Below are 21,268 nucleotides of genomic sequence, written 5' to 3'. Positions count from 1 at the left end.
TATAGCAATTTCAGCATAAAAATGCTGTCATTTACTTTGAAGAGAAGGAATATATTCGCAATAAACAAAACTGAAGTAAACGCTCAGACTTAGACTTGCCTGTATCAAAAGAGAATGAGACATAACTACATCGATTCAATTAACAGCTAGAAGCAACTACACACATGAAACCTACGCTCACCTATACCAATGAAAAAATCCGAACGAATGTGATTCTTTATCAAGAATCTCGATTCATCGTTCGGATTTTCTTTTAAATAACCTACTTTTGTTCTAGCCTCTTTCCTCTTATTCTAAATTGCTATGCTGCTTAAACGCCTGTTCATGATCCGTGTGATTCAAATTCCCGTATTCTAAGCAAATGGCATCAAATACAACGTGAGCACATTGATCAAATAATGAGCCTAAAGGCTGAATAGAAGCGGCTTCATTTTCGCTTCGGTATTTGGTTGCAGCGGGAATGTGCAGCAGCTCATCAGTATGAGCAGTTAACGGTGATTCTGTACTAGCTGAAATGCCGATAACTGAACATCCTACTTCTTTGGCTTTTTTAGCTACACTCACCACTTGCTGTGTTTTTCCTGAACCAGATACGGCCACCAACACGTCACCTGCTGCAATCGAAGGAGTAATGGTCTCCCCTACAACATATACTGTCGCACCTAAATGCATCAGTCTCATCGCAAATGATTTGCCCATTAACCCAGAGCGGCCTTCGCCTATAACAAAAATTCGTTTCGCTTGGTAAAGTGAAAACGCTACTTCTTCTATTTGCGGTTCTTTTATGTGATTCATTACGGCCGTAATTTCGTCTAAAATCGTTTGTGTTTTTGTCATTATACGTTCCCCCTGCTCATAAATAAGTTTTGAAATTCAGCAGATGCCTTTGCCACATCCGCACTTTTTGTAATCGCTGATCCAATAATCGCGACGTCCGCTTTCATTTGAAGTAACGATGCTGCTGAGGCTGGATTAATTCCTCCTGCTACTGCTATTTGGGCATCTGAATGAAAATATTGCCGCAAATTTATTTGACTCAGCGATTTTCCTTCTTTTTCTTGCTCGTCTTTGCTGATATGATGGCAAAAAATAGCGTTTCTATAAATACCTACTTGCTTTTGCGAGCTGCTTGATGTGTTTAATAAATCAACCATCATTTTTTTATTCCATTTTTCGCTGACATTTGCGCAAGTATCTATCGTAGGTAAAGGTGATACGCCCATGACTGTTGCTATATCTGCACCTGCTTGATAGCACATTGTAAACTCATACTCTGCGTTATCAATTGTTTTGATATCTGCTACAATCGTCTTGTGTGGAAATGCCTGTTTGATTTTATAAATGCTTTCAATTCCATACTCTTTTATAAGAGATGTACCTACTTCAATCCAATCAACAGAGGGTTCTGCCAGCTTGGCAAGGATAATAGCTTCTTCAATTGTGACACGATCTAATGCTACTTGTATCTTCATATTTTTTTCCTCACTTTCTACTAAACCGGTTTAGTAACAGCGTAAAAAAAACCAATATTTTGATGAGCTAAAAAGAGCACGCCATAGGCGCTCTTTTTAGCTTAATGCGACAAAGTTGTTTCTCGAATAATTAATTCACACTCATACTGGTACTCTTCATAAGCTATCTTTTCTTTCAAAATTTGTTTAATAAGTAAATCTGCTGCTTTTGTTCCCATATCAAAAGCGGGCTGCGAAATCGTCGTAACAGCAGGCGTTGCTACATCTGCGTAAGGAATATTATCATAAACAATTAAAGATAAATCATTTGGGATATTAAATCCGTGTTGTTTAATAAATTTCTGCACTTCAATGAATACTAAATCGTTTCCAGCAAGCAGCGCTGTCGGCGGATTATCGGCTGCAAATAGCTTCTCAAGCGCTTTTTGCATGTCCGCTTTTTTGCAGTTGATAATCATGGATTCATTTACAGGCATATTGGCTGATGTTAACGCTTCTTTGTACCCTTCTACACGTTCAATCCGGGGTGTAATAGTTAATGGTTCTGTAATAATCGCTATATGCTTATGTCCAAGCTCGAGGAGATGCAAAATAGCCTGTTTTGTGGCTTCTTGGTTGTTTGCCACTACGGATGGAATTTTTCCTTTTACATCATGAATTTTACGATCCATAATAACAACCGGATATTCTTCTTTGATCATCTGCTCATAAAGAGAAGTATTGGCTCCCGTTGGAAATAAAATAAGGCCATCTACTTGCTTTGCTTTTAACATATTAATATATTTCTTTTCTTTATCAGGGTCATCATCTGCGTTACAGATGATGGCATGTATATCTTGTGAATGGCAATAGTCTTCAATTGCACGAATGACTTCAGTAGAAAATCTGTGCATAATATTCGCTACAATAATCCCAATCATCGACGTTCGCTTTTGTTTTAAGCTCCTTGCTAGATAGTTGGGCTGATAGCCGAGTGTATCAATCGCTTCTTTAATTTTCTTTCGTGTTTCTTCGCCCATATATTCATACCGCTTGTTAATGTATTGTGATACGGTGCTTTTGGAGACATTTGCTGCTTTTGCAACGTCCAGCATAGTAACTTTTTGCATCATAATCCGTCCTTTTCATTCAATCCCTAAAATTATGCTACTCCTAGTGTAAACGAAAAAAACGAAAAAGGAAAAGCCTTCTTGCTAGCAGAAGGCTTTATTTATTAAACGTACGCAAGCCTAGCTTCTTGAATTTCATGAGTAAAACGCTTCGCTTCCTTTGTTACTTGAAGTAAGTATTCAGGAGTTGGAAGCTGCTTTCCATCCACTAATGTGCTTCCTGCCCCAATAGCAGCTGCTCCAGCTTTAATATAAGCTCCTGCATTTTCAGCCGTAACGCCGCCCGTTGGCATTAATGGAATATGAGGAAGCGGTCCTGCTATATTTTTAAAATAAGCGGGGCCCACTACGCTTGCCGGGAAGACTTTAATCATATCTGCACCGCATTCATAGGCTGTTAAAATTTCAGTGGGTGTAAAAGCGCCCGGAACGCTAATGACTCCGTATCTTTTAGCCGTTTTAATTGTTCGTTCATTAACCGTAGGAGAAAAAATAAATGACGCTCCTGCCATAATAGCAATTCGTGCTGTTTCTTCGTCTAGAACAGTTCCTGCTCCAATAAACATCGAGTCGTCAAATTCATTTTTTAACTCTTTAATAACCTCTACGGCAGCAGGGTTTTCCATTGTAATTTCTAGGTTTGTTACTCCGCCTTCTTTTAACGCGTAGGCAAGCGGAATAATTCGCTCAGCACTTGCTCCTCGAATAACCGCTACAATACCGCTACTTGTAATTTTCTCAATATGCATTTGAATTCTCCTTTTCTATCGTTGCATTAAGCTGTTGTTTCAACTGGCTTTACACTTTGAACTTCTCTTGGCTTTTTCGTTGCGACAATAGTTAGAATGGCAGCAAGGAATAATGATCCCGCCATAAAGATATAGGAAGCGCCAAATCCTCCTGTTGATCCATTCAAAAACCCTACGATATAAGAACCCGCAAATGAGCCAAGTGCGCCCATGCTATTAATTAAAGCCATCGCTCCTCCGGCAACATTACGCGGTAAAATTTCAGGGATAATTGCAAAGAACGGTCCGTACGGAGCGTACATTGTCCCTCCGGCGATAACGAGTAAAGTAAAAGAAAGCCAGAAGTTGCTTGTGCCAACTAAGTATGATCCGTAAAAGGCAAGCGCTCCTACCAATAAGAACGGCCATACAAATGCGCTTCGTTTTAAAAACTTATCTGATAAATATGAAACCGTTAACATTAATACGACTGCTAATACGTAAGGAACGGACGCTAACCAACCGGTCTTTACTATACTCATGTTAGGCGCTGCTTTAATAATAGAAGGAAGCCACATAACAAATCCGTAGACGCCGATACTCCATAAAGCATATTGAATACTTAATAAAATGACAGTACGATTTTTGAAAGCCTCTTTATAGCCTTTAACAGGTTTAATTCCTTCTTGTTCTTTTTGTAATGCTTCATGCAAATCTGTTTTTTCTTTTTTCGACAGCCAGCCTGCATCTTTTGGCTCGTCGTTTACTAGTTTCCACCATAAAAACGCCCAAATAACAGCTGGAAAACCTTCTAAAATAAACATCCATCTCCAGCCAAACGATTCTAGCAAATATCCAGAAACAATCGACATCCAAAGGACGGTTGCAGGGTTTCCTAAAATTAGGAATGTGTTGGCTCTAGAACGCTCTGCTTTTGTAAACCAGTGGCTTAAAAATACGAGCATAGCAGGCATAACGGCACTTTCAACTACGCCTAAAGCAAACCGAATAACAAACAAAAATCCAACGTGGCTTACCATACCTGTAGCTGTAGCAAGCCCTCCCCATAAAATCAGAGACCAAAAAATCAGCTTTTTGGCGCTTTTATTTTCAGCATAGTGAGCGCCTGGAATTTGAAAGAAGAAATAACCTAAGAAAAAGAGCGATCCTAATAAAGACGAAATACCTGGTGTAATATGAAGATCTTCCGCCAGCCCTGCTGCTGCTCCAAACCCGTAGTTTGCACGGTCTAAATATGCAAGGCTATACGTAATAAATACGATAGGAATTAACCGAAGCCATCTTTTTTTTGCTAGCTGCTGTTTCATTATCACTTCACTCCTTGTTTTTGGGATTCCATATATCTTTGCAACTGCTGTTCAGTTGGATATCCGTCGTTATCTCCAGGGCTTTGTACAGCTAATGACCCAATAGCATTTGCTCTCCTTACAGACTGAGTAAGAGAATCATTTTGAAGAAGTCCGCTTAACAGTCCTACTGCAAAACCGTCTCCTGCTCCGACTGTATCCACTATTTGTTTCACTTTTATTCCTTCAACCATTCCTTGCTCTTTAGCCGTCTTAAAAAAGGCTCCTTGTTCACCTAGTTTAATAACGACAAGCTCTACGCCTGCATCTAAATAGTAAGAAGCAATGTCTTCTGGATTTTCGTAGCCGGTTAAGATTTTTCCTTCTTCAATACCCGGCAGAACGTAGTTTGCTTGTTTAGCAGCTTCATTGATTGTAATAACCATTTCTTCTTTCGATGCCCAAAGAGTGGGTCTAAGGTTTGGATCAAAGGAAACCGTTCTTCCAGCTGCTTTCATCGATGTAAGTGCATGTAGAGCGAAATCGCGCATACTTGCTGACACAGCAAGCGGTATGCCTGTCATATGCATATGTTTTGCCGCTAAAAAATAGTTTTGATTAAAATCGCTGGAGTGCAAGTGACTGGCTGCTGAATTTTTTCGGAAGTAACAAACTTCCGGATCTCCCACTTCCACTTTTGATTTAATTTGAAAGCCTGTTGCATGCTCGCTATCTACTAGTACACAATCGGTGTTGACTGACTCCTCTTGTAGCCGTTTCATAATAAACGTACCGAAAGGATCGTTGCCGACTTTGCTCACCCAGCCTGCGCGCAGACCGAGACGAGCGAGACCAATTGCTACATTTGTTTCTGCTCCGGCTAGTTCTTTCGTATAACGCTTAATCTCATGCAGCGGTCCCGGCTGTTCTGCCATGAACATCGCCATTGCTTCTCCGAAGGTAATAACGTCTAATGAATTCATTGCACTTCCTCCTGTTCTGCTGCTTGCACCAATGAAATGAAGCCTGGAACTTGTTCTGGTTCATCGATTGGAAACTCTAAAGCTTTAAAAGTAGAATGAGAAAACCCTTTCAAAATACCTTTCCACATTTCATTTGAACCGTTTGATATAGCGGTGGTCACTAGCTTTCCGCTGTTTTTTATTACGTGTTTAATATGAATATAGCCCACAAATGACCTTAGCTTTTTGATTGCTTCCTGGGGTTGTTCATGTACATAAAGCCAATTACCAATATCAAACGTCATGGAAACAGGAACTTCGTAAGCGTTATCAAAAAATGCGTGCAGAGATGCTATGTTGCCTCCGTGACTGGTTTGATCGTTTTCTACAAATAGACGTAAAGCTGGAAATGCTTCTAATAGCTGCTGTAAATCTGCTATAGGCGATTGGGGCTGATAAAAACCAAGAGAAACTTTTACCCACTGAGCGCCAAGTGATACGGCTTCTTCAAGAATAGCTTTTAATTCTTGTGTGTTTAACTCTCCATTTTCTCTCCACAGTTCAATTGGAGCCGAATATACTGTAAAAAGCGGATATTTTTTTAATTCTTCGGCAATAAGCTCAATCTCTTGATCTACTTTTTTCATTAACTCTCTTCGAATTTCCACTCCATGTACTTGCTGCTCATGTATTTTCCCAATCATGGTGTGCTGAAAGCCTGTTGTTTCAAATGCATTTAACGGGATAATGATACTATTCATAAATCGACCTACCTTTCTTATTATGCTAACTAACCACTTACTAAACCGGTTTAGTAAATCGATTTATCTAAATTATAAGACTATTGAAAGCGCTTTTCAAGCTTTTTTTATAAATTATAAAAAAAAAGAAACAACACAGCTTTATGCCGTGTTGTTTCTTAGTGATCATCTGTGCTTTTTACTAGATTGCGATCTTGCTGGTAAATATCATAAATCAAAAAGCTAAAGCCATAGTACAAGACCATGATGACAACTGACTTCGTCATGATAAATAAAGCGCCTAGCCCGATACCAACTAACAGCGTCTGGACACTTAAACGGTCACGCTGGAAAGCTAGCTGTGATAGGAAATAACCAATACCAATTAAGACGGCCAATACCCATGTGTTTTCAATGGCTAATATATAGTGACTATATAAATAAAAGCTAGGAAAATAGACGGTGCTTTCTACGAAGCTGGAAATACCGCTGTATGCTAGCCACCACTTTTGCTCTCTTTCCGTTTTAGGAACGGTTGCCTCAATTGACGTGGGCATTTCCTGTTCCACAAAAACCGTTTCTCCATGATCTTTCATCCATTGAAGCATAATGGAAAGAATGATAAAGCCTGCAAAGATTAAAAGCAGCAAATATTCAATCCACGCTGGATACGGAGCCGTGCGATGAATCGTATCGAGATATACTCCCTGTAATCCTAACATAGAAATTGGAACCCTATGGTATACCATCACCGCAATATAAAATAGTAAAATTAGCACATAAAAAAAGAACTGTTCTTTGTAGTAGCGAACTTTTTTGCCTTCTGAAGCAAGTCGCTTAACAGTCACGCTTTCCAAGTACGGACGGATAATGCTTATGATAATAATAAGACACGTAAATACAATCATATAGTTATGTAATCACCTTTTCAACTTCGTTATGTAACATGTTTTTTCATTTTTTCCATCCGTAAGAACAGTAGGTTAACAGCCTCTGCACTTTCTTATAGTACCAAAAAACTAAACTTTTTGACAATCCTGATTTATCAATTAGGAAGATGAAATAAGCATAGCTACATTGATGCCGCTAATCGTGACCATAGGAGACCCTCCTCCAGGGTGAGTCGTTCCTCCTACAAAATATAAGTTTTTAACATCTTTTGAGACGTTGCTTGGGCGAAGAAAACTATCCATTTTCCGGTTTGAACTCACGCCGTACAAAGCACCTTTAAATGCACCAAACGTTTGTTCAATTTCATATGGAGTAACGATTCGTTCATGTACAAGCGAAGGCTCGATATCTAAACCAAACTGAGAAAGCTTGCGATAGACAACTTCTCTGTAAGCTTTCATTTCTTCTTGATTCTCTTCTTTCACAGCAGGAGCATTCACTAAAATAAATAAATTATCACCCGGAGCTACCGTGTTATCGGTATATGAAGAATTACAAATGTAGATGGTGGGATCGGTTGGAAGCGTTTTTTGCTGAAATAGCTCATAGAATTCCTGTTTATAATCCTGAGAAAAATACACTTGATGATGAATCAGCTGAGAAAAGCGCTTCTTAACAGCTGCCATGATCACATAAGCTGATATGGAAGGCTCGAATTCAGCTGCTTTTTTGTTTTTAAAATGAGGTCTATCCTGTTCTTTTACAAGTGCCGGATAGGCTTTTAGCAAGTCCCCGTTCACAATAACGATATCCGCGTCTATCTTTTCTTCTCCATTTACTTCCACTCCCACAGCCCGTTTATTTTTTACGATTATTTCAGTAACGCTGCAGTTTGTATACAGCTTTCCTCCAGCTTTTTGGAACACATGTCCCAGCCCTTTTGCAATTCTAGGATTTCCTCCTTTTACATAGTACACCCCATCATTCATTTCTAAATGTCCAATCAGTGAAAACGTAGCGGGTGATGTATAAGGTGAAGATCCGATATAGGTTGCATATCGATTAAATGCATTTCGAATGTTTTCGTTTCGAAAAAAACGCTGATGAAACGTATCTACTGTTTCAAACGGCCTTACTTGCAGCAATGCTTTTAATAAAGAAGGGTTTGTGTAATCTTTCCACGATGAAAATGTCCGGTAGAAAAATTGGCTTTTTGCAATGTCGTATATTCTTTTTACTTCTTTTAAATAGGCAGGGTATTGCTCCGCAGCAAAGGGATCGAGACGTTCAAGCTGCTGAATCATCTTTCTTTCATCTATAGACATGGAAAATTGGGAGCCGTCGGTGAAGAAATTATTCGTATGATGCGTTAGTTTGACAAGAGGCATATAGTCTTCTGGGCGTTCACCCGCTTGCTCAAATAACCACTGAAAAACTTCGGGCATTGTAATGGTATTAGGCCCAAAATCAAAAGAATATTCTCCTAGCTGCACAGGCATCATTTTTCCGCCTACATGCTCGTTTTTTTCCACAATTGTGACATCGAACCCCTTTGTTTGAAGAAGAACTCCTGCAGCTAATCCGCCTAACCCTGCCCCAACTATTAGTACTTTTTTCATTGATAATGCCTTCCTTTCCATTCATATCCCTGCTTTTTTCGTTCACGCTTCATGGAATGATTCATCAGCAGCATCAGCACAATTGCCGACGCGGGCATCGTACAAAACAAAAGCCCTTTTTGCTGAGCCGACCGGTCAATTAAAAACCGCTGAAAAAGCATAATGCAAAAAGGCAGAATCCAAAGCATGTTGCCTGTGAATATTCCTGCTATAAAAAAAGGAAGCGGCAGCACATAGTAACAGGCAAAAAAAACGCTTAGTACCCAAACTGCTTTAGCGGAGCGGCCCAGACCTACAAAGACGTTTTTAGCAAAACCGTTCCATACTTCTTCTGTTGTTTCATACATATAACAGCTAACATGAGAGGTAATATTAGCTAAAATGACGCGGTGTTTCTTTTGCTTAAAAAGCTGGGCTAGGTGGACATCTTCTACTAGTGAAGATTTGACGGCTTCATGTCCTCCTACGGCCTCGTATGTTTCTTTTTTTATAAACATAAAAGCACCGTGCGCCGCTGAAGCTTTGCTCATCTTATTACGATTAGCTACGACAACCGGTAAATAACTAAAAACAACCACATGCTGAAGCGGAACAACCAATGCTTCTAACCACGTTTTTACGGGAAAACGAGGGAAACCTGTTAAAAGAGCGGCTTTTGTCGCTTGTGCTGTGGCTAAAGTATGTTCCAGTGTACGTTCTTTTAGTTCTACATCTGCATCTACAAACAATAAATAGTCTCCATTTGCAGCTTGCGACAGCTGGTGACAGGCATGAACTTTTCCGACCCAGCCCTCTCTCAGCTCTTTTCCTTCTATGATGGTAAACCTCGGATCCCCGTGAATTTCTTTCAACAGCTGTGTTCGTGTTTGATCTGTGGACTGATCGTCTAGTATGACACATTCTAGATTGCTGTACGTTAATCCTTTAATAGAGGAAATGATTCGCTTTACATTTCGTTCTTCATTTCGCATTGGAATCAAAATAGAAATAAGAGGCTGAGGTGTTTTGGAATCTGGCTCGTATCTTTTTAATTTAGGCATTGCTTTAATATTTACAATGGTTAGAAGCAGCATAAAAATAAATAAAAGCATATAGTAAATCATTCTTTCACCTTCGCTTTCCACCACGTTAACCATTCACTAAGCGTCTTTTTTCCTTTTAATAAAACTGTAAATTCCTCATCGTTTTCTTGAATTATTTTCTGTTTTTGATAATCGAGCTGAGCAGTGACTGCACCGCCTAGCGTGTTGGTTATCTCTTCTCTTGCCTTAGATGAGTCGTAAAAAACAGCTTGCCCTACCCAGATAAAAAGCTCCGGTCGCTGATCATGGCGAAACGTATAATAATACGTAATGGGAATAACTTCAACGTCAGAATGCTTCTTTAGAAGAAAAGCAGGTCCTTCAGAAAAAGTTAACGGTCTTTTTTCAAGATGCTCTTCTTTTCCTTGGGGAAAAATAAGCACCGCTTTTTTCTCTTCTAACAGCTTACTGGCAAACCTTAACGATTCCACCGTATGCTTCGGAGACGCTGCATTTACTGAAAAAGCTCCGATTCGTTGAAAAAAAGGAAAATCCTTCATTCCTTGTTCGGACATCATAGCGTATAGATCTGTTTTTAATACCGCGTTATTTAAATAAAATGTCACTAAACCGTCCCACCAGCTGGAATGATTAGCAATTAATAAAATTTTTTTATCTTTTGGGAGCCCTTCTATATGTAAATGAATACGATAAAATTGCTTTTTAAGCTGATATGTGACAAACAGTTGAAAAAATCGCTCAAATATTGAGTTTTTCTTCGGGTAAATCATAAGCGAGTCTCCTTTTTATACACAATATAAAGAATAAGAAAAGGAATCATCGTCAGCCATACGACAAGCCATAGGCCATTCGCTAACGCTACAATCACAAACATCATGACAACTGCACTATACAAAAATACCATTCTTTTTTCCCACACCGGATTTTCCTCTTTAGGAGACTTAGCTAAAAAGAAATATACGACCAGCTGAATGAAGAAAGACAATAAAAACCAGCCGGAGAAATTTGATAAAGGAATATTATAATAAAAGCTGTCCCCTTCCCACACCCAATATTGTTTAACAACATAGGCAACAGGATCAATAGCCAAATCCATAATAACAGCAAAAAGCGAACTAATGACTGCATAGGCAATTCCATGGACAATAAACGGCAGTTCCATACGTTTCATAATTCCGAGAGCTAATATTCTGCTTGTGATCACAACCATAAACCAAGCCGAACCAATTGTCAGAGGAACCCCTAAAATTTTGGCGCCAAAATCTTTTTCATAATCGTAGGATCCAAATAAAAATCCATACTTAACACCTAGACTTTCGATATAAATAGATGCGCCTGTCACAAATATCGCAACGAGCAGTACCCGCCTTACTCCATAAGCTTTAGCTAGATAAATAAGAGCAAGAAGACTGCTCAAGTGTAAAAAGACCGCGTTTGCCCATTCTAACCATGAAGGCAGCAAATCGAAGGAAAGCAAGACGACTCCGCATACGTACCAGATAAGAAAAAAACGATAAATACCATTTGTGATCATCCTCTATCCACCTTCTCTCCAGCTTCTTTTTGTCAAAGTGCTATTATATAAGCTTGTACACATTCTCTCCATTTTCAATGTGCTCTTTTTTATGAGTAGTCCGCGCTCTCTTAAAATTATGTAAAAACAGCCACTGTTAGTACGTTCCCTAAATAAGAGACTTTATTACTTATTTATAAACAAAAATAAAATAAACGTCCATTAAAATCTACGGATGTATAGATTGTAATGACGTTTATTTTTTCTTATGTATATACACTTCTAATAGCTTTTTGACAATGAGCCCGACAACAAGTCCGGGTATAACAGACAGCATAGGAAGCCAAATTGGTCCTATAAAAACACCGTTGATGGTTGTTACTGAGGAATACATAATGCCTACTGTAACAAAATAAGCACAGGAGACAAAAGGAATAAATGTAAATCTCGATGCGCCGTTTTCTGCTTCTTTAACAGCATCCCAAATTGCAAAAAAATACAAACATGGATAAAACATTAACCACTGCATGTTCATTACCTCTAGGGACTGCCTTGTTTCTCCTAAAAAGCTTAAGCGAATACCTTCATTAAAATTTGCGCCCATATTAATGAGAAATTCAAGTACAATAAACAAAATTCCTTTTATATGTTTTTTGTTTAGTAATTGTCCAAAGCCCGGCAACGCAATGCTCCATAAAAGAGCTTCTAGTCTAGTCACGTTCTGTCCTAACATTTTGACGTATAAAAGAACTCCACAGCATGATATCAGTAGAAATTTTGTCCATAGTTATCAACCTCACAATAATTTACTCATAGTTTTTGTAAATGTAAAATTTTTATACTACATCTCCTTTAATATTTGTAACTTATTGTAAATTGATAAATAGTTTAGCTATTCGACCAGACATTTTCGTTTAGAATTTTCTGTTTATTAAAACAAAAACGTACGATATACTAGTTTTATACGTACGAAAGGATGAGAAAGCTGACATGGAAACAAGTTTTTTTTCAATTTTAATACTAGGGTTTTTTTTAGGAATCAAGCATGCTCTAGAACCAGATCATATTATCGCTGTATCAACCATTGCTTCAAAAAGTAAAAAGCTGTGGCGCTCTTCGCTTGCAGGAGTATACTGGGGGATTGGTCATACGCTTACGCTGTTTATTTTTGGCATGATTTTAATGGTGTTAAAAAGCAGTATTTCTGAACGTATGAGCATGTCACTTGAATTTTTAGTGGGCATTATGCTCGTTTACCTCGGTTTTACATCTTTTCTGTCTTACAAAAAACAAGTACATACGCATCACGAAAAAACGTCTTACTTGAAGTCATTGGGCATTGGCTTTGTTCATGGACTGGCCGGAAGTGCAGCGATGGTTGTATTAACGATGAGCACCGTTACTCACGTATGGCAAGGTGCTCTGTACATTATCATTTTTGGAATCGGCACTTGTCTTGGCATGCTGTTATTTACAACGGTTATTGGGATTCCATTCGTTACAACTAAAAAACAAGTGACGTTAAACCGCTGCTTGATGCAGGTAACAGGCGCTGTCAGCATTATATTTGGCCTTTATTATATGTATAATTTAGGTGTAAGCAACGGCTTGTTTAGCCTGTGGTTCTAAAAGTGAATGAGACATAACGAAAACAATTCCATCTAAAGATGAACAAGTAGGATAAATGATCTGGACTGCCTGTTCCACAGCTGTTGATTTCTGTCAAGACGTCGCTTTGTCCTCTAATCAACGGCTAGAAGGAGCTACATACAGGGAACCTACGTTCACCCTACCAATAAAAAAATCCGAACGAATTTGATTCTCCACTAAGAATCCAGCTCGCTCGGATCTTCTTTCAACTAACATATTTTTGTCCCAGCCTCTTTAATACTTACGCAAAAGTGATACTTCAGCTTTTAGTAAATGCTGTCGGAACAATCCGTATACTTTAGCGATTATGTCTTCAACTTCTTGTGTACTAGCAGCTAATATTCGAATAGCACATCCGGGGATCGGAAGTGCGGAAGCTCCTACTTTACAGCCTGCATCTTCGCACAGCTGATGTACTTTCGCTATAAATGCGTCGTCGGCGTTTGGATGAACAATGATAATCGATCCAAAATGAGTATACCCTTCCATTTTCATCATGCCGCGCAAATGGCTTTCTGGCTTCAAGTATAAGTGATCGTATACCTTCAGCTGCTCGTTTACATACAGTTTAAGCTTGGAACGCATAGAGGTATATTGAAACAGCTGCCCATCCGGCGACCACCCCGGAGTTATGCTGTCACACATAAACAAAGCAGCGTTTTGTGCCATATGAACCGTTATTTCTTGAACAAATGCAGCATTTTCATACAAAATAAGAGGGTCTGGTATATATTCCATGATGGCTTGTTCTTCAAGAGTTATACACGTTTCTTGTAAAACAGCTTCGTTCGGTGTTTTGTACACCTTTGTCGCAGATTGAGTAGTAGCCGTCAGCTGGGCATTTTTCTCTACCGTTATCATCGTTTTATACTTGTCTCCGCTTACGTATCCTCCGCCTACGTGAAGCATATAGACAAAAGGGGATTCAGGAGTCATGTAAATAGGTCTGGCAACTTTGAAAGCCCCGTAATGGTACGTATCTTTAATAACGGTTCGCTCACTGTTTCTTTCTGCTCGAAGCTCTAAATAACCCGTGTAGCTCATGATTCAAGGCCGATTAAAAAGGCCTCTTTTTTAATCCATTCTATCACTTGGTCGAGCCCTTTATCTTCTTTTAAATTGGTGAAAACAAAAGGCTTGTGCCCTCTCGCTTGGATTGTATCTTTTTCCATTACTTCTAAACTGGCTCCTACATACGGGGCTAAATCTGTTTTGTTGATAATGAATAAATCAGATTTAATCATTCCTTGACCGCCTTTACGCGGGATTTTTTCCCCTTGTGCTACGTCGATGATATAAATCGAAAAATCAACGAGCTCTGGGCTAAACGTTGCGGCTAAATTATCTCCTCCGCTTTCTACAAAAATAAGTTCAACATCCGGGTGACGTTCCACTAACTCATCGATCGCAGCAAAGTTCATAGATGCATCTTCTCGAATGGCCGTATGAGGACATCCTCCTGTTTCTACTCCTACGATGCGATTTTCCGGTAAAATACTGTTTTTTACTAGAAATTGCGCGTCTTCTTTTGTGTAAATATCGTTTGTAACGACCGCCATGCTTAGCTGTCCTTCTAGTGCACGCGTTAATCGTTCTACTAACATTGTTTTCCCTGCACCAACAGGTCCACCAATTCCAATTTTAATTGCATTCATTTTTTACGCCTTCATCGTTAGAAGGCCTTCCCTCCTTTTTTATGACATGAACAATCGGACATGCAATTGTTCATGCTGCATTTGAGCGATTTCTAACCCTGGTGTCACGGCACCAAATTCCTCTTGATCTGCTTGTAAAATATGCTGAAGTGCGTGCTGCAGCAGCGGCTGAAAAAGAACGAGCGTTTTTTGTCCATCCGTTTGACCGATCGGTATGCCGCGAACAGCATTTTGGATTAACGAAGAAATGCTAGCGTACAAGTGACTTAAAATTGCGTCTTCTTTTGTGATATTTAACTGCAGGCTGGCTAACGCAAATACAACAGCAGGATGTCCATACGCCTTCTTTGCTTTTACCTCACTCATATACTTTTCTAAATAAGAGCCTTGAAATAACTCTAAGCAAAGTTTTAACATGCGCTGGCCCACGCGTCTTGTCCCTTCTCTTGTTTCTTTTGACAAAGCAAGAGCGTATAATTCATGATCCACTCTCATAATTTCGTTAAACTGGTCATGAGCCGCATACTCATAAGCCAGTCTGCATGCTAAGCCGTCCGTATACGTCAGCTGAACATCAAGGTATGTACGAAGCGCTTCTTGAAAGGTTTCTGTGTTGTAAATTTGGTTTCGCTGAATATACGTTTCAAAGCCAAACGAATGTGAAAATGCACCGGATGGAAAATTTGAATCACATAGTTGAATCAGCGAAAGCAATGAATTAGTCATGACTGTGTCCGATATGCTTAAAAGCTTGTTTTACTTTTCTTTTTTCGCGCTTATAGGGAATATCAAGCTGCCGGAGCAATTCTTCGACTAAATAATCGTACTGTACGAGCATGTCTCCACCTTCAAACTGTGCCGGCAAATGTCGGTTGCCAAGCTGATGAGCAATTTCTCCCATTTGCTGAATATCAATCGGCTGAATCGTCAAAATATCGTCTGCCAGCACCTGCACAACAATCATATTGCTTTCATCCATAAACAGCACGTCGCCATCAGTGAGCTCGCGATTTTCTTTTAGACGAATTCCTAGTTCCTTACCGTGATCTGTTACAACGCGCTGAACGCGTTTTACTAAGTGATCACTTTCGATATATACCTTTTCTATATGCGGAGTCCGTTTTTCTAATGTTGCCATATTTCCGATAATTTTTTCGATTACCATTTCTTTCACCTCAAAATAAAAAGTATCGCTGCGCCATAGGCACAACTTCTGCTGCTTCACATGTAATCATTTGTCCATCTACTTTGACTTCGTACGTTTGGGGATCAACTTCAATTTTAGGCATTTCCCCGTTTAACTTCATATCTGTTTTTTTTAATTGACGAATATTTTTGACCGGTTTAAGCAGCTTTTGCAACCCCAGTTTCTCGCCCACTTTGTTCTCGTACGCTGCTCTTGACACAAACGTAAAAGACGTTTTAGCTCTTGCTTTTCCATAAGAAGCAAACATCGGACGGTATAAAACCGGCTGTGGAGTTGGAATTGAAGCGTTAGGATCTCCCATTAAGCTGTGTGCAATCAAACCGCCTTTTACAATCAAGTCAGGCTTTATTCCAAAAAACGCTGGCTCCCATAGGACTAAGTCAGCCATTTTCCCTGTTTCTACTGATCCTACGTATTCGGAAATTCCATGAGCAATAGCTGGATTAATCGTATATTTAGCTACATAGCGTTTGACACGTGCGTTATCGCCAGCTTCGCTGTCACCATCAAGTTTCCCTCGCTGCTTTTTCATTTTGTCAGCTGTTTGCCACGTTCTTGTAATCACTTCTCCTACACGTCCCATTGCTTGGGAATCTGAAGAAATCATACTGAATACACCTAAATCGTGTAAAATATCTTCAGCTGCAATCGTTTCTTTGCGAATGCGAGAATCAGCAAAAGCGATGTCTTCTGGTACAGAGGGATCAAGATGGTGACATACCATGAGCATATCTAAATGTTCTTCAAGCGTGTTGACAGTATAGGGTCTTGTTGGATTAGTTGATGATGGAAGCACGTTTGGAAAGCTTGCCATTTCCATAATATCAGGTGCATGTCCGCCTCCAGCTCCTTCAGTATGATAGGTATGAATGACTCGATCGCCAATCGCTGCAATCGTATCTTCGACAAAGCCGCCTTCATTTAAAGTATCTGTATGAATCGCAATTTGAACATCGTACTCGTCTGCTACCTGTAAGCTTGTGTCAATGGCAGATGCCGTGGTTCCCCAGTCTTCATGAAGCTTTAGTCCAATCGCTCCTGCTTCAATTTGCTCAATTAAAGGCTCTTTAGCACTTGCATTCCCTTTTCCTAAAAAGCCAATATTCATTGGGAATGCTTCAGCGGCTTCAAGCATTCGTTCAATATGCCACGCTCCGGGTGTACAAGTTGTAGCTTTTGTTCCTGTAGCCGGTCCCGTTCCTCCTCCAATCATTGTTGTAACTCCAGAGGCAAGAGCAGTTTCAATTTGCTGCGGACAAATGAAATGAATATGTGCATCAATACCGCCGGCGGTTACAATTTTCCCTTCTGCTGCAATCACTTCTGTACTCGCACCAATGATGATGTCTACTTCATCCATCAGCAGGGGATTGCCCGCTTTTCCGATGGTTTGAATGAGTCCATCTTTTATTCCAATATCTGCTTTATATATGCCTGTATAATCAACAATAATTGCATTTGTCAACACTAAGTCCGCTGCTTCGCTTCGTGTTGCAAGAGGATGCTGCCCCATTCCGTCACGAATGACTTTTCCTCCGCCGAACTTCACTTCATCTCCATATGTTGTGAAATCTTTTTCAATTTCAATAAATAGCTCTGTGTCTGCTAAACGAACAGCATCTCCAACGGTTGGTCCAAACATATCTGCATACTGACGTCGCGACATTTGAAAACTCATCTTATACATCTTCCTTTCTATCAGAAAGCGATCCGTTTGTTTTATTGTTAAGACCGTAGATTTCTCTTGTTCCGGAGAAATCTACGAGATCGACTTCTTTTGCATCACCTGGTTCAAAACGAACGGCTGTACCGGCCGGAATATTTAAATGATAGCCAAGCGAAGCTTCGCGGGGGAATTCGAGCGCAGCATTCACTTCAAAAAAATGAAAGTGTGACCCTACTTGAACAGGTCGATCGCCTCTGTTGATTACAGTCACGCTAATTGATTTCTTTCCGTTATTACATGTGATTGGGTCTTTTTTTAAGAAATATTCCCCTGGAATCATATCTTTCCCTCCTCTTAACGAATTGGATCGTGCACAGTGACGAGCTTGGTTCCGTCTGGAAAGGTAGCTTCCACTTGAATATCATGAATCATTTCCGGAATACCTTCCATTACATCTTCTCGTTTTAAAATCTTGGTCCCTTCTCGCATTAGCTGTGCTACCGTCTTGCCATCACGAGCTCCTTCCATAATTTCATATGTAATAATAGCTACTGCTTCGGGATAATTAAGTTTTAATCCTCTTGTTTGACGGCGTCTTGCTAAGTCTGCAGCTACGACAATCATTAATTTTTCTTGTTCTCTCGACGTAAGTTTCAATGAAAGCTTCCTTTCTGCTAATCTATTTTCTTATTAACATCAAATGTGACATTTTCTAACACAAATACATAACTAATTATAGTAAATTTTCTGATAAAAAACAAAGGATTTATCTCTTCCGATAAAAAAAGATGAGCATGTTTGCTCACCTTTTACTCTTCTGAAATCGCTTGTGTTTTCCATTTCTGCAGGTGTTTCCAGCCCAAACCTTCAGCTAGCTGACGTTTTGCATAGTCTACTCCTTTTTCAATAGAAGCTTCATAGCCAAATAAATAATAGCGCAAGCCAGCGTTTAATACTACTTGATTATAGACGTAAGTCAGTTCGGAAGAAGATTCACCCTCCAGAATGCGCGTCACATATTCCGCTTGTTTTTCAACGCTTATTTTCTTTTCAAAGTGCTCTTCTTCCACAAACAGTCCGTATTCTTTTGGATTGACAATAAACGACTCCATCTCTCCTTCTGAGATAGTAAAAACAAAGCTGCTTCTATGTACAGGTACATCTTCTGATCCTTCTATCCCTTGTACCACGTATACGTGTTTGAAAGGCAGAGAAGCAAAAATAGGCACAATCTTATTAATGGCCGTACGATGAAAAGCCCCCATCATTAAAGAAGAAGCATTCGATAAGTTTAGTAGTTTTTCAACCGTGTTAATAAGTGTCCTTACACCAATTTCATGACGAATTTTTTTGATGCGACTAAGAGGATAAGAAATTGTTTCAGCATTTACAAAGCCAATTTTTAACGTTTCAAACACATGACCGATGTTTTCAATCGTTTGAGCTTGAGGGATCTGTAATGAATGAAGTACGTCTTCAATCGTTGTTCCAAACTTTGGAGGAAGTGCTTCTGTACAGTGTAAAAAAGCTGGCACACCTCTTTCAGCTAATAAAATCGATACAGGAATGGTGGCAAAAAATGAATTTCTCCCTGCATAAGGGCTTGCAAAATCAATTGATTTATCTTTTAACGGCTGAGACAGCGGGATTTCTTTTGTTTTTTCACGAAAAGCATGAACGAATCCCAATAGTTCATCTGCATTTTCAGTTTTAATACGTTCCGCAATAAAAAAAGCAGCGATCTGAGCATCCGTAGCTTGTCCAGAAGCGATTAAGCGAGCTGCTTCTTTTGCTTGTTCATACGTTAAGTCAGTTGATCCTCTTTTTCCGCGCGCTATTTCTTTGATAAATTGCTGCATATCGTACACTTCCTTTTTAACTGAATATTTGTACATTGTATCACATATTTTCTTTGTTCCTTAAATTATCTTCTATCAGGTACGCAAACTGCTAAAAAATATGAAATTAAAGGAAAAGTACTGGTTCTTTTATAACCTAATATAGTATAATCTATCTGCTATACTATTATTTGGATATTTGGGGGACTTTACAAATGAAAAAAGAGAAACTACTTGTACCATTTATAGCAGCATCCGTTTTAGTAGGAGCATCGGTGACAACGCCTGTTTTTAGTCACTCTGCTTATGCTGCTTCTTCTGTCAGCGTTTATCAAAAAGACGTTAATTCGCTAGCAGATTATTACGCACCATTTTATAAAACCGTAGAAAAAAAGCTAAAAGAAATTGAAGGAATAAAAGATGACGAAAAAGCGTTAGCGGCATATGATCAGCTTGCGGATCAAATTGACCAGTTTCTAACAAAGACTGATAAAAATTATGCGATGAATCACCTTAATTCAGAAGCTGGTCAGCTTCAAGGGTATTTATACGACAGCTTAATTGCTCTTTACAATTACATTGTGGATCTTGAAGACTATGCGTATGGAGATGTAAGTGACGCGGAATTTAATAAGATCTCTGCAAATTTTGAAAAAGAAATCAACGCATACAATACGCAATTTCAGCAAAAAGCGAAGAGCTATAAAACGAAGCGAAAAGTAACGTTTAACGCAAATATGAGTTATTTGCTTGATGAAGATATTCAACCTTCACCAACAGCTCCATCTACACCGGCTGATAGTAATGGCACCTACACGGTGAAAAAAGGAGACACGCTGACAGCAGTCGCTAAAAAGTACGGCATGACGGTAGCTGAATTAAAAAAATTAAACAATTTAAAAACAGATGCGCTAAAAGTTGGACAAGTGCTGAAAGTGAAAAGTACAAGCGCACCTTCTCCGGCTCCAGCACCTCAAGCTTCTGTTAGTTCAAAACAGCAGCGAATTGTATCGTATGCCAAAACGCTAATTGGAAAGCCATATAAATATGGAGGTACGACACCAAAAGGTTTTGATGTATCAGGGTACACACAGTATGTATATAAAAACGCGGGTTCAAATATTTCTATCCCCCGTACAGTAGCAGATCAGTATAAAAGCGGCACGGACGTAAAGCAAAACAGCCTGCAGGCTGGAGATTTAGTTTTCTTTAAAAACGGCAAATCTGTTTCAGTCGTAGGAATTTACCTAGACAAACAAGAATTCATTTATGTCAGCAGCAAAGGCGTTAAAACGCAATCACTTTCAACAGCTTACTGGAAAAACAGCTATGCAGGAGCAAAGCGTATTATAAAGTAAAAAGAGGTGCCATAAGGCACCTCTTTTGCTTTACTAGCTATGTATTTCTATACTAGACTAGCAATTTTATAAAGAACTTCTTAGTTCATAACCGTGATTTTAACAGATTTTCTTCCGAACTGTTGAGCATCACCTTCAGAAGGAACGAATACATCAATTCGATTGCCTTTAATTGCTCCACCTGTATCGGCAGCTACAGCTTCACCATAGCCTTCTACATAAACTTTCGAACCTAATGGAATAACACTAGGGTCAACAGCGATTACTTTTTGATTTGGATTTGCTTTTAAATCCACTCCTGTAGCAGTTGTACCGCTACATCCAGCACAATTAGCCGTATAGGCAGTTGCTTCAACTGTCATTGACTTGCCGTTGGCTTGTTGTGACGATTCAGCAGGTTGTTGTTCTTTTTGAGCCTGTTCAGCTTGAGCTTGCTGCTGCTCTTTTTGAGCCTGTTCAGCTTGAGCTTGCTGCTGCTCTTTTTGAGCCTGTTCAGCTTGAGCTTGCTGC

24 protein-coding genes are annotated in these 21,268 nt (G+C 39.4%); 2 read left to right on the top strand and 22 right to left on the bottom strand.

Annotation, left to right across the window (positions count from 1 at the left end; genetic code table 11):
• Positions 1-288: 288 nt before the first annotated feature.
• The 13 genes from hxlB to AC4NPH_RS00060 all read right to left on the bottom strand — a co-directional run bounded on the left by hxlB (position 289) and on the right by AC4NPH_RS00060 (position 12,102).
• The gene (gene hxlB / locus AC4NPH_RS00120; RefSeq protein WP_013057638.1) at positions 289-837 is read right to left on the bottom strand and encodes a 6-phospho-3-hexuloisomerase; all 549 of its coding nucleotides are present in this window, start codon (positions 835-837) and stop codon (positions 289-291) included.
• A complete protein-coding gene (gene hxlA / locus AC4NPH_RS00115) occupies positions 837-1,472 on the bottom strand; it encodes a 3-hexulose-6-phosphate synthase (RefSeq protein ID WP_013057639.1) in 636 nt (211 codons plus the stop codon). The genes hxlB and hxlA overlap by 1 nt, the downstream gene beginning before the upstream one ends.
• A gap of 101 nt (positions 1,473-1,573) precedes the next feature.
• Entirely contained in the window at positions 1,574-2,584 is a 1,011-nt protein-coding gene (locus AC4NPH_RS00110; RefSeq protein WP_013057640.1) for a LacI family DNA-binding transcriptional regulator, read from the bottom strand.
• Between the two features lie 101 nt (positions 2,585-2,685).
• On the bottom strand, positions 2,686-3,330 hold the full coding sequence (locus AC4NPH_RS00105) for a bifunctional 4-hydroxy-2-oxoglutarate aldolase/2-dehydro-3-deoxy-phosphogluconate aldolase (protein WP_013057641.1): 645 nt from the start codon (positions 3,328-3,330) through the stop codon (positions 2,686-2,688).
• A gap of 26 nt (positions 3,331-3,356) precedes the next feature.
• Positions 3,357-4,637 (bottom strand): MFS transporter, encoded by a 1,281-nt coding sequence (locus tag AC4NPH_RS00100; protein WP_013057642.1) that lies wholly within the window; start codon positions 4,635-4,637, stop codon positions 3,357-3,359.
• 2 nt (positions 4,638-4,639) lie between these two features.
• Positions 4,640-5,599 carry a sugar kinase gene (locus AC4NPH_RS00095; RefSeq protein WP_055990953.1) on the bottom strand — a complete coding sequence of 320 codons (960 nt, stop codon included), beginning with the start codon at positions 5,597-5,599 and terminating at the stop codon, positions 4,640-4,642.
• Complete coding sequence (locus tag AC4NPH_RS00090) at positions 5,596-6,339, bottom strand: sugar phosphate isomerase/epimerase family protein (RefSeq protein ID WP_097813526.1); 744 nt, start codon at positions 6,337-6,339, stop codon at positions 5,596-5,598. The genes AC4NPH_RS00095 and AC4NPH_RS00090 overlap by 4 nt, the downstream gene beginning before the upstream one ends.
• A gap of 158 nt (positions 6,340-6,497) precedes the next feature.
• Positions 6,498-7,226, bottom strand: a complete 729-nt coding sequence (locus AC4NPH_RS00085; RefSeq protein ID WP_013057645.1) for a hypothetical protein — start codon at positions 7,224-7,226, stop codon at positions 6,498-6,500.
• A gap of 141 nt (positions 7,227-7,367) precedes the next feature.
• On the bottom strand, positions 7,368-8,828 hold the full coding sequence (locus AC4NPH_RS00080) for a phytoene desaturase family protein (RefSeq protein WP_050689801.1): 1,461 nt from the start codon (positions 8,826-8,828) through the stop codon (positions 7,368-7,370).
• Entirely contained in the window at positions 8,825-9,964 is a 1,140-nt protein-coding gene (locus tag AC4NPH_RS00075) for a glycosyltransferase family 2 protein (RefSeq protein ID WP_475843885.1), read from the bottom strand. Before AC4NPH_RS00075 ends, AC4NPH_RS00080 begins: the two co-directional genes overlap by 4 nt.
• A complete protein-coding gene (locus AC4NPH_RS00070; RefSeq protein WP_053487422.1) occupies positions 9,928-10,641 on the bottom strand; it encodes a lysophospholipid acyltransferase family protein in 714 nt (237 codons plus the stop codon). The genes AC4NPH_RS00075 and AC4NPH_RS00070 overlap by 37 nt, the downstream gene beginning before the upstream one ends.
• Positions 10,638-11,405, bottom strand: coding sequence for a carotenoid biosynthesis protein (locus AC4NPH_RS00065; protein WP_098196669.1), 768 nt, complete (start codon positions 11,403-11,405; stop codon positions 10,638-10,640). The genes AC4NPH_RS00070 and AC4NPH_RS00065 overlap by 4 nt, the downstream gene beginning before the upstream one ends.
• Positions 11,406-11,640: 235 nt before the next feature.
• Positions 11,641-12,102, bottom strand: a complete 462-nt coding sequence (locus AC4NPH_RS00060) for a hypothetical protein (protein WP_013057650.1) — start codon at positions 12,100-12,102, stop codon at positions 11,641-11,643.
• Positions 12,103-12,374: 272 nt separating this feature from the next.
• On the opposite strand from AC4NPH_RS00060, the gene AC4NPH_RS00055 reads away from it, so the two are divergent.
• Complete coding sequence (locus AC4NPH_RS00055; protein ID WP_013057651.1) at positions 12,375-13,013, top strand: HoxN/HupN/NixA family nickel/cobalt transporter; 639 nt, start codon at positions 12,375-12,377, stop codon at positions 13,011-13,013.
• 255 nt (positions 13,014-13,268) lie between these two features.
• Here the strand turns inward: AC4NPH_RS00055 and AC4NPH_RS00050 are convergent, their stop codons facing one another.
• From AC4NPH_RS00050 to AC4NPH_RS00015, 8 genes are all read right to left on the bottom strand, one after another.
• A complete protein-coding gene (locus AC4NPH_RS00050) occupies positions 13,269-14,078 on the bottom strand; it encodes an urease accessory protein UreD (protein WP_098315051.1) in 810 nt (269 codons plus the stop codon).
• Positions 14,075-14,689: an urease accessory protein UreG gene (gene ureG, locus AC4NPH_RS00045; RefSeq protein ID WP_013057654.1), complete on the bottom strand. Its 615-nt coding sequence runs from the start codon at positions 14,687-14,689 to the stop codon at positions 14,075-14,077. Before ureG ends, AC4NPH_RS00050 begins: the two co-directional genes overlap by 4 nt.
• 39 nt (positions 14,690-14,728) lie before the next feature.
• Complete coding sequence (locus AC4NPH_RS00040) at positions 14,729-15,415, bottom strand: urease accessory protein UreF (RefSeq protein WP_013057655.1); 687 nt, start codon at positions 15,413-15,415, stop codon at positions 14,729-14,731.
• The gene (gene ureE / locus AC4NPH_RS00035) at positions 15,408-15,854 is read right to left on the bottom strand and encodes an urease accessory protein UreE (RefSeq protein WP_063671949.1); all 447 of its coding nucleotides are present in this window, start codon (positions 15,852-15,854) and stop codon (positions 15,408-15,410) included. Before ureE ends, AC4NPH_RS00040 begins: the two co-directional genes overlap by 8 nt.
• 10 nt (positions 15,855-15,864) lie before the next feature.
• Entirely contained in the window at positions 15,865-17,574 is a 1,710-nt protein-coding gene (gene ureC / locus AC4NPH_RS00030; RefSeq protein WP_029322587.1) for an urease subunit alpha, read from the bottom strand.
• Position 17,575: 1 nt separating this feature from the next.
• Complete coding sequence (locus tag AC4NPH_RS00025) at positions 17,576-17,902, bottom strand: urease subunit beta (protein ID WP_098315053.1); 327 nt, start codon at positions 17,900-17,902, stop codon at positions 17,576-17,578.
• 14 nt (positions 17,903-17,916) lie between these two features.
• Entirely contained in the window at positions 17,917-18,219 is a 303-nt protein-coding gene (locus AC4NPH_RS00020; RefSeq protein WP_013057659.1) for an urease subunit gamma, read from the bottom strand.
• 152 nt (positions 18,220-18,371) lie between these two features.
• Positions 18,372-19,421: an anthranilate phosphoribosyltransferase gene (locus tag AC4NPH_RS00015; RefSeq protein WP_098196670.1), complete on the bottom strand. Its 1,050-nt coding sequence runs from the start codon at positions 19,419-19,421 to the stop codon at positions 18,372-18,374.
• 194 nt (positions 19,422-19,615) lie between these two features.
• On the opposite strand from AC4NPH_RS00015, the gene AC4NPH_RS00010 reads away from it, so the two are divergent.
• Entirely contained in the window at positions 19,616-20,758 is a 1,143-nt protein-coding gene (locus AC4NPH_RS00010; RefSeq protein ID WP_097813529.1) for a C40 family peptidase, read from the top strand.
• Positions 20,759-20,838: 80 nt separating this feature from the next.
• Here AC4NPH_RS00010 and AC4NPH_RS00005 read toward each other — a convergent pair.
• Positions 20,839-21,268 (bottom strand): 3D domain-containing protein (locus AC4NPH_RS00005; RefSeq protein ID WP_491938524.1); only part of this gene is annotated, 430 nt, incomplete at its 5' end.

The sequence above is a fragment of the Priestia sp. MDV22-iso46 genome, from assembly GCF_058629175.1.
Note: the sequence above shows the minus strand (reverse complement) of the source record. Positions and strands in the feature narration are given on the sequence as shown.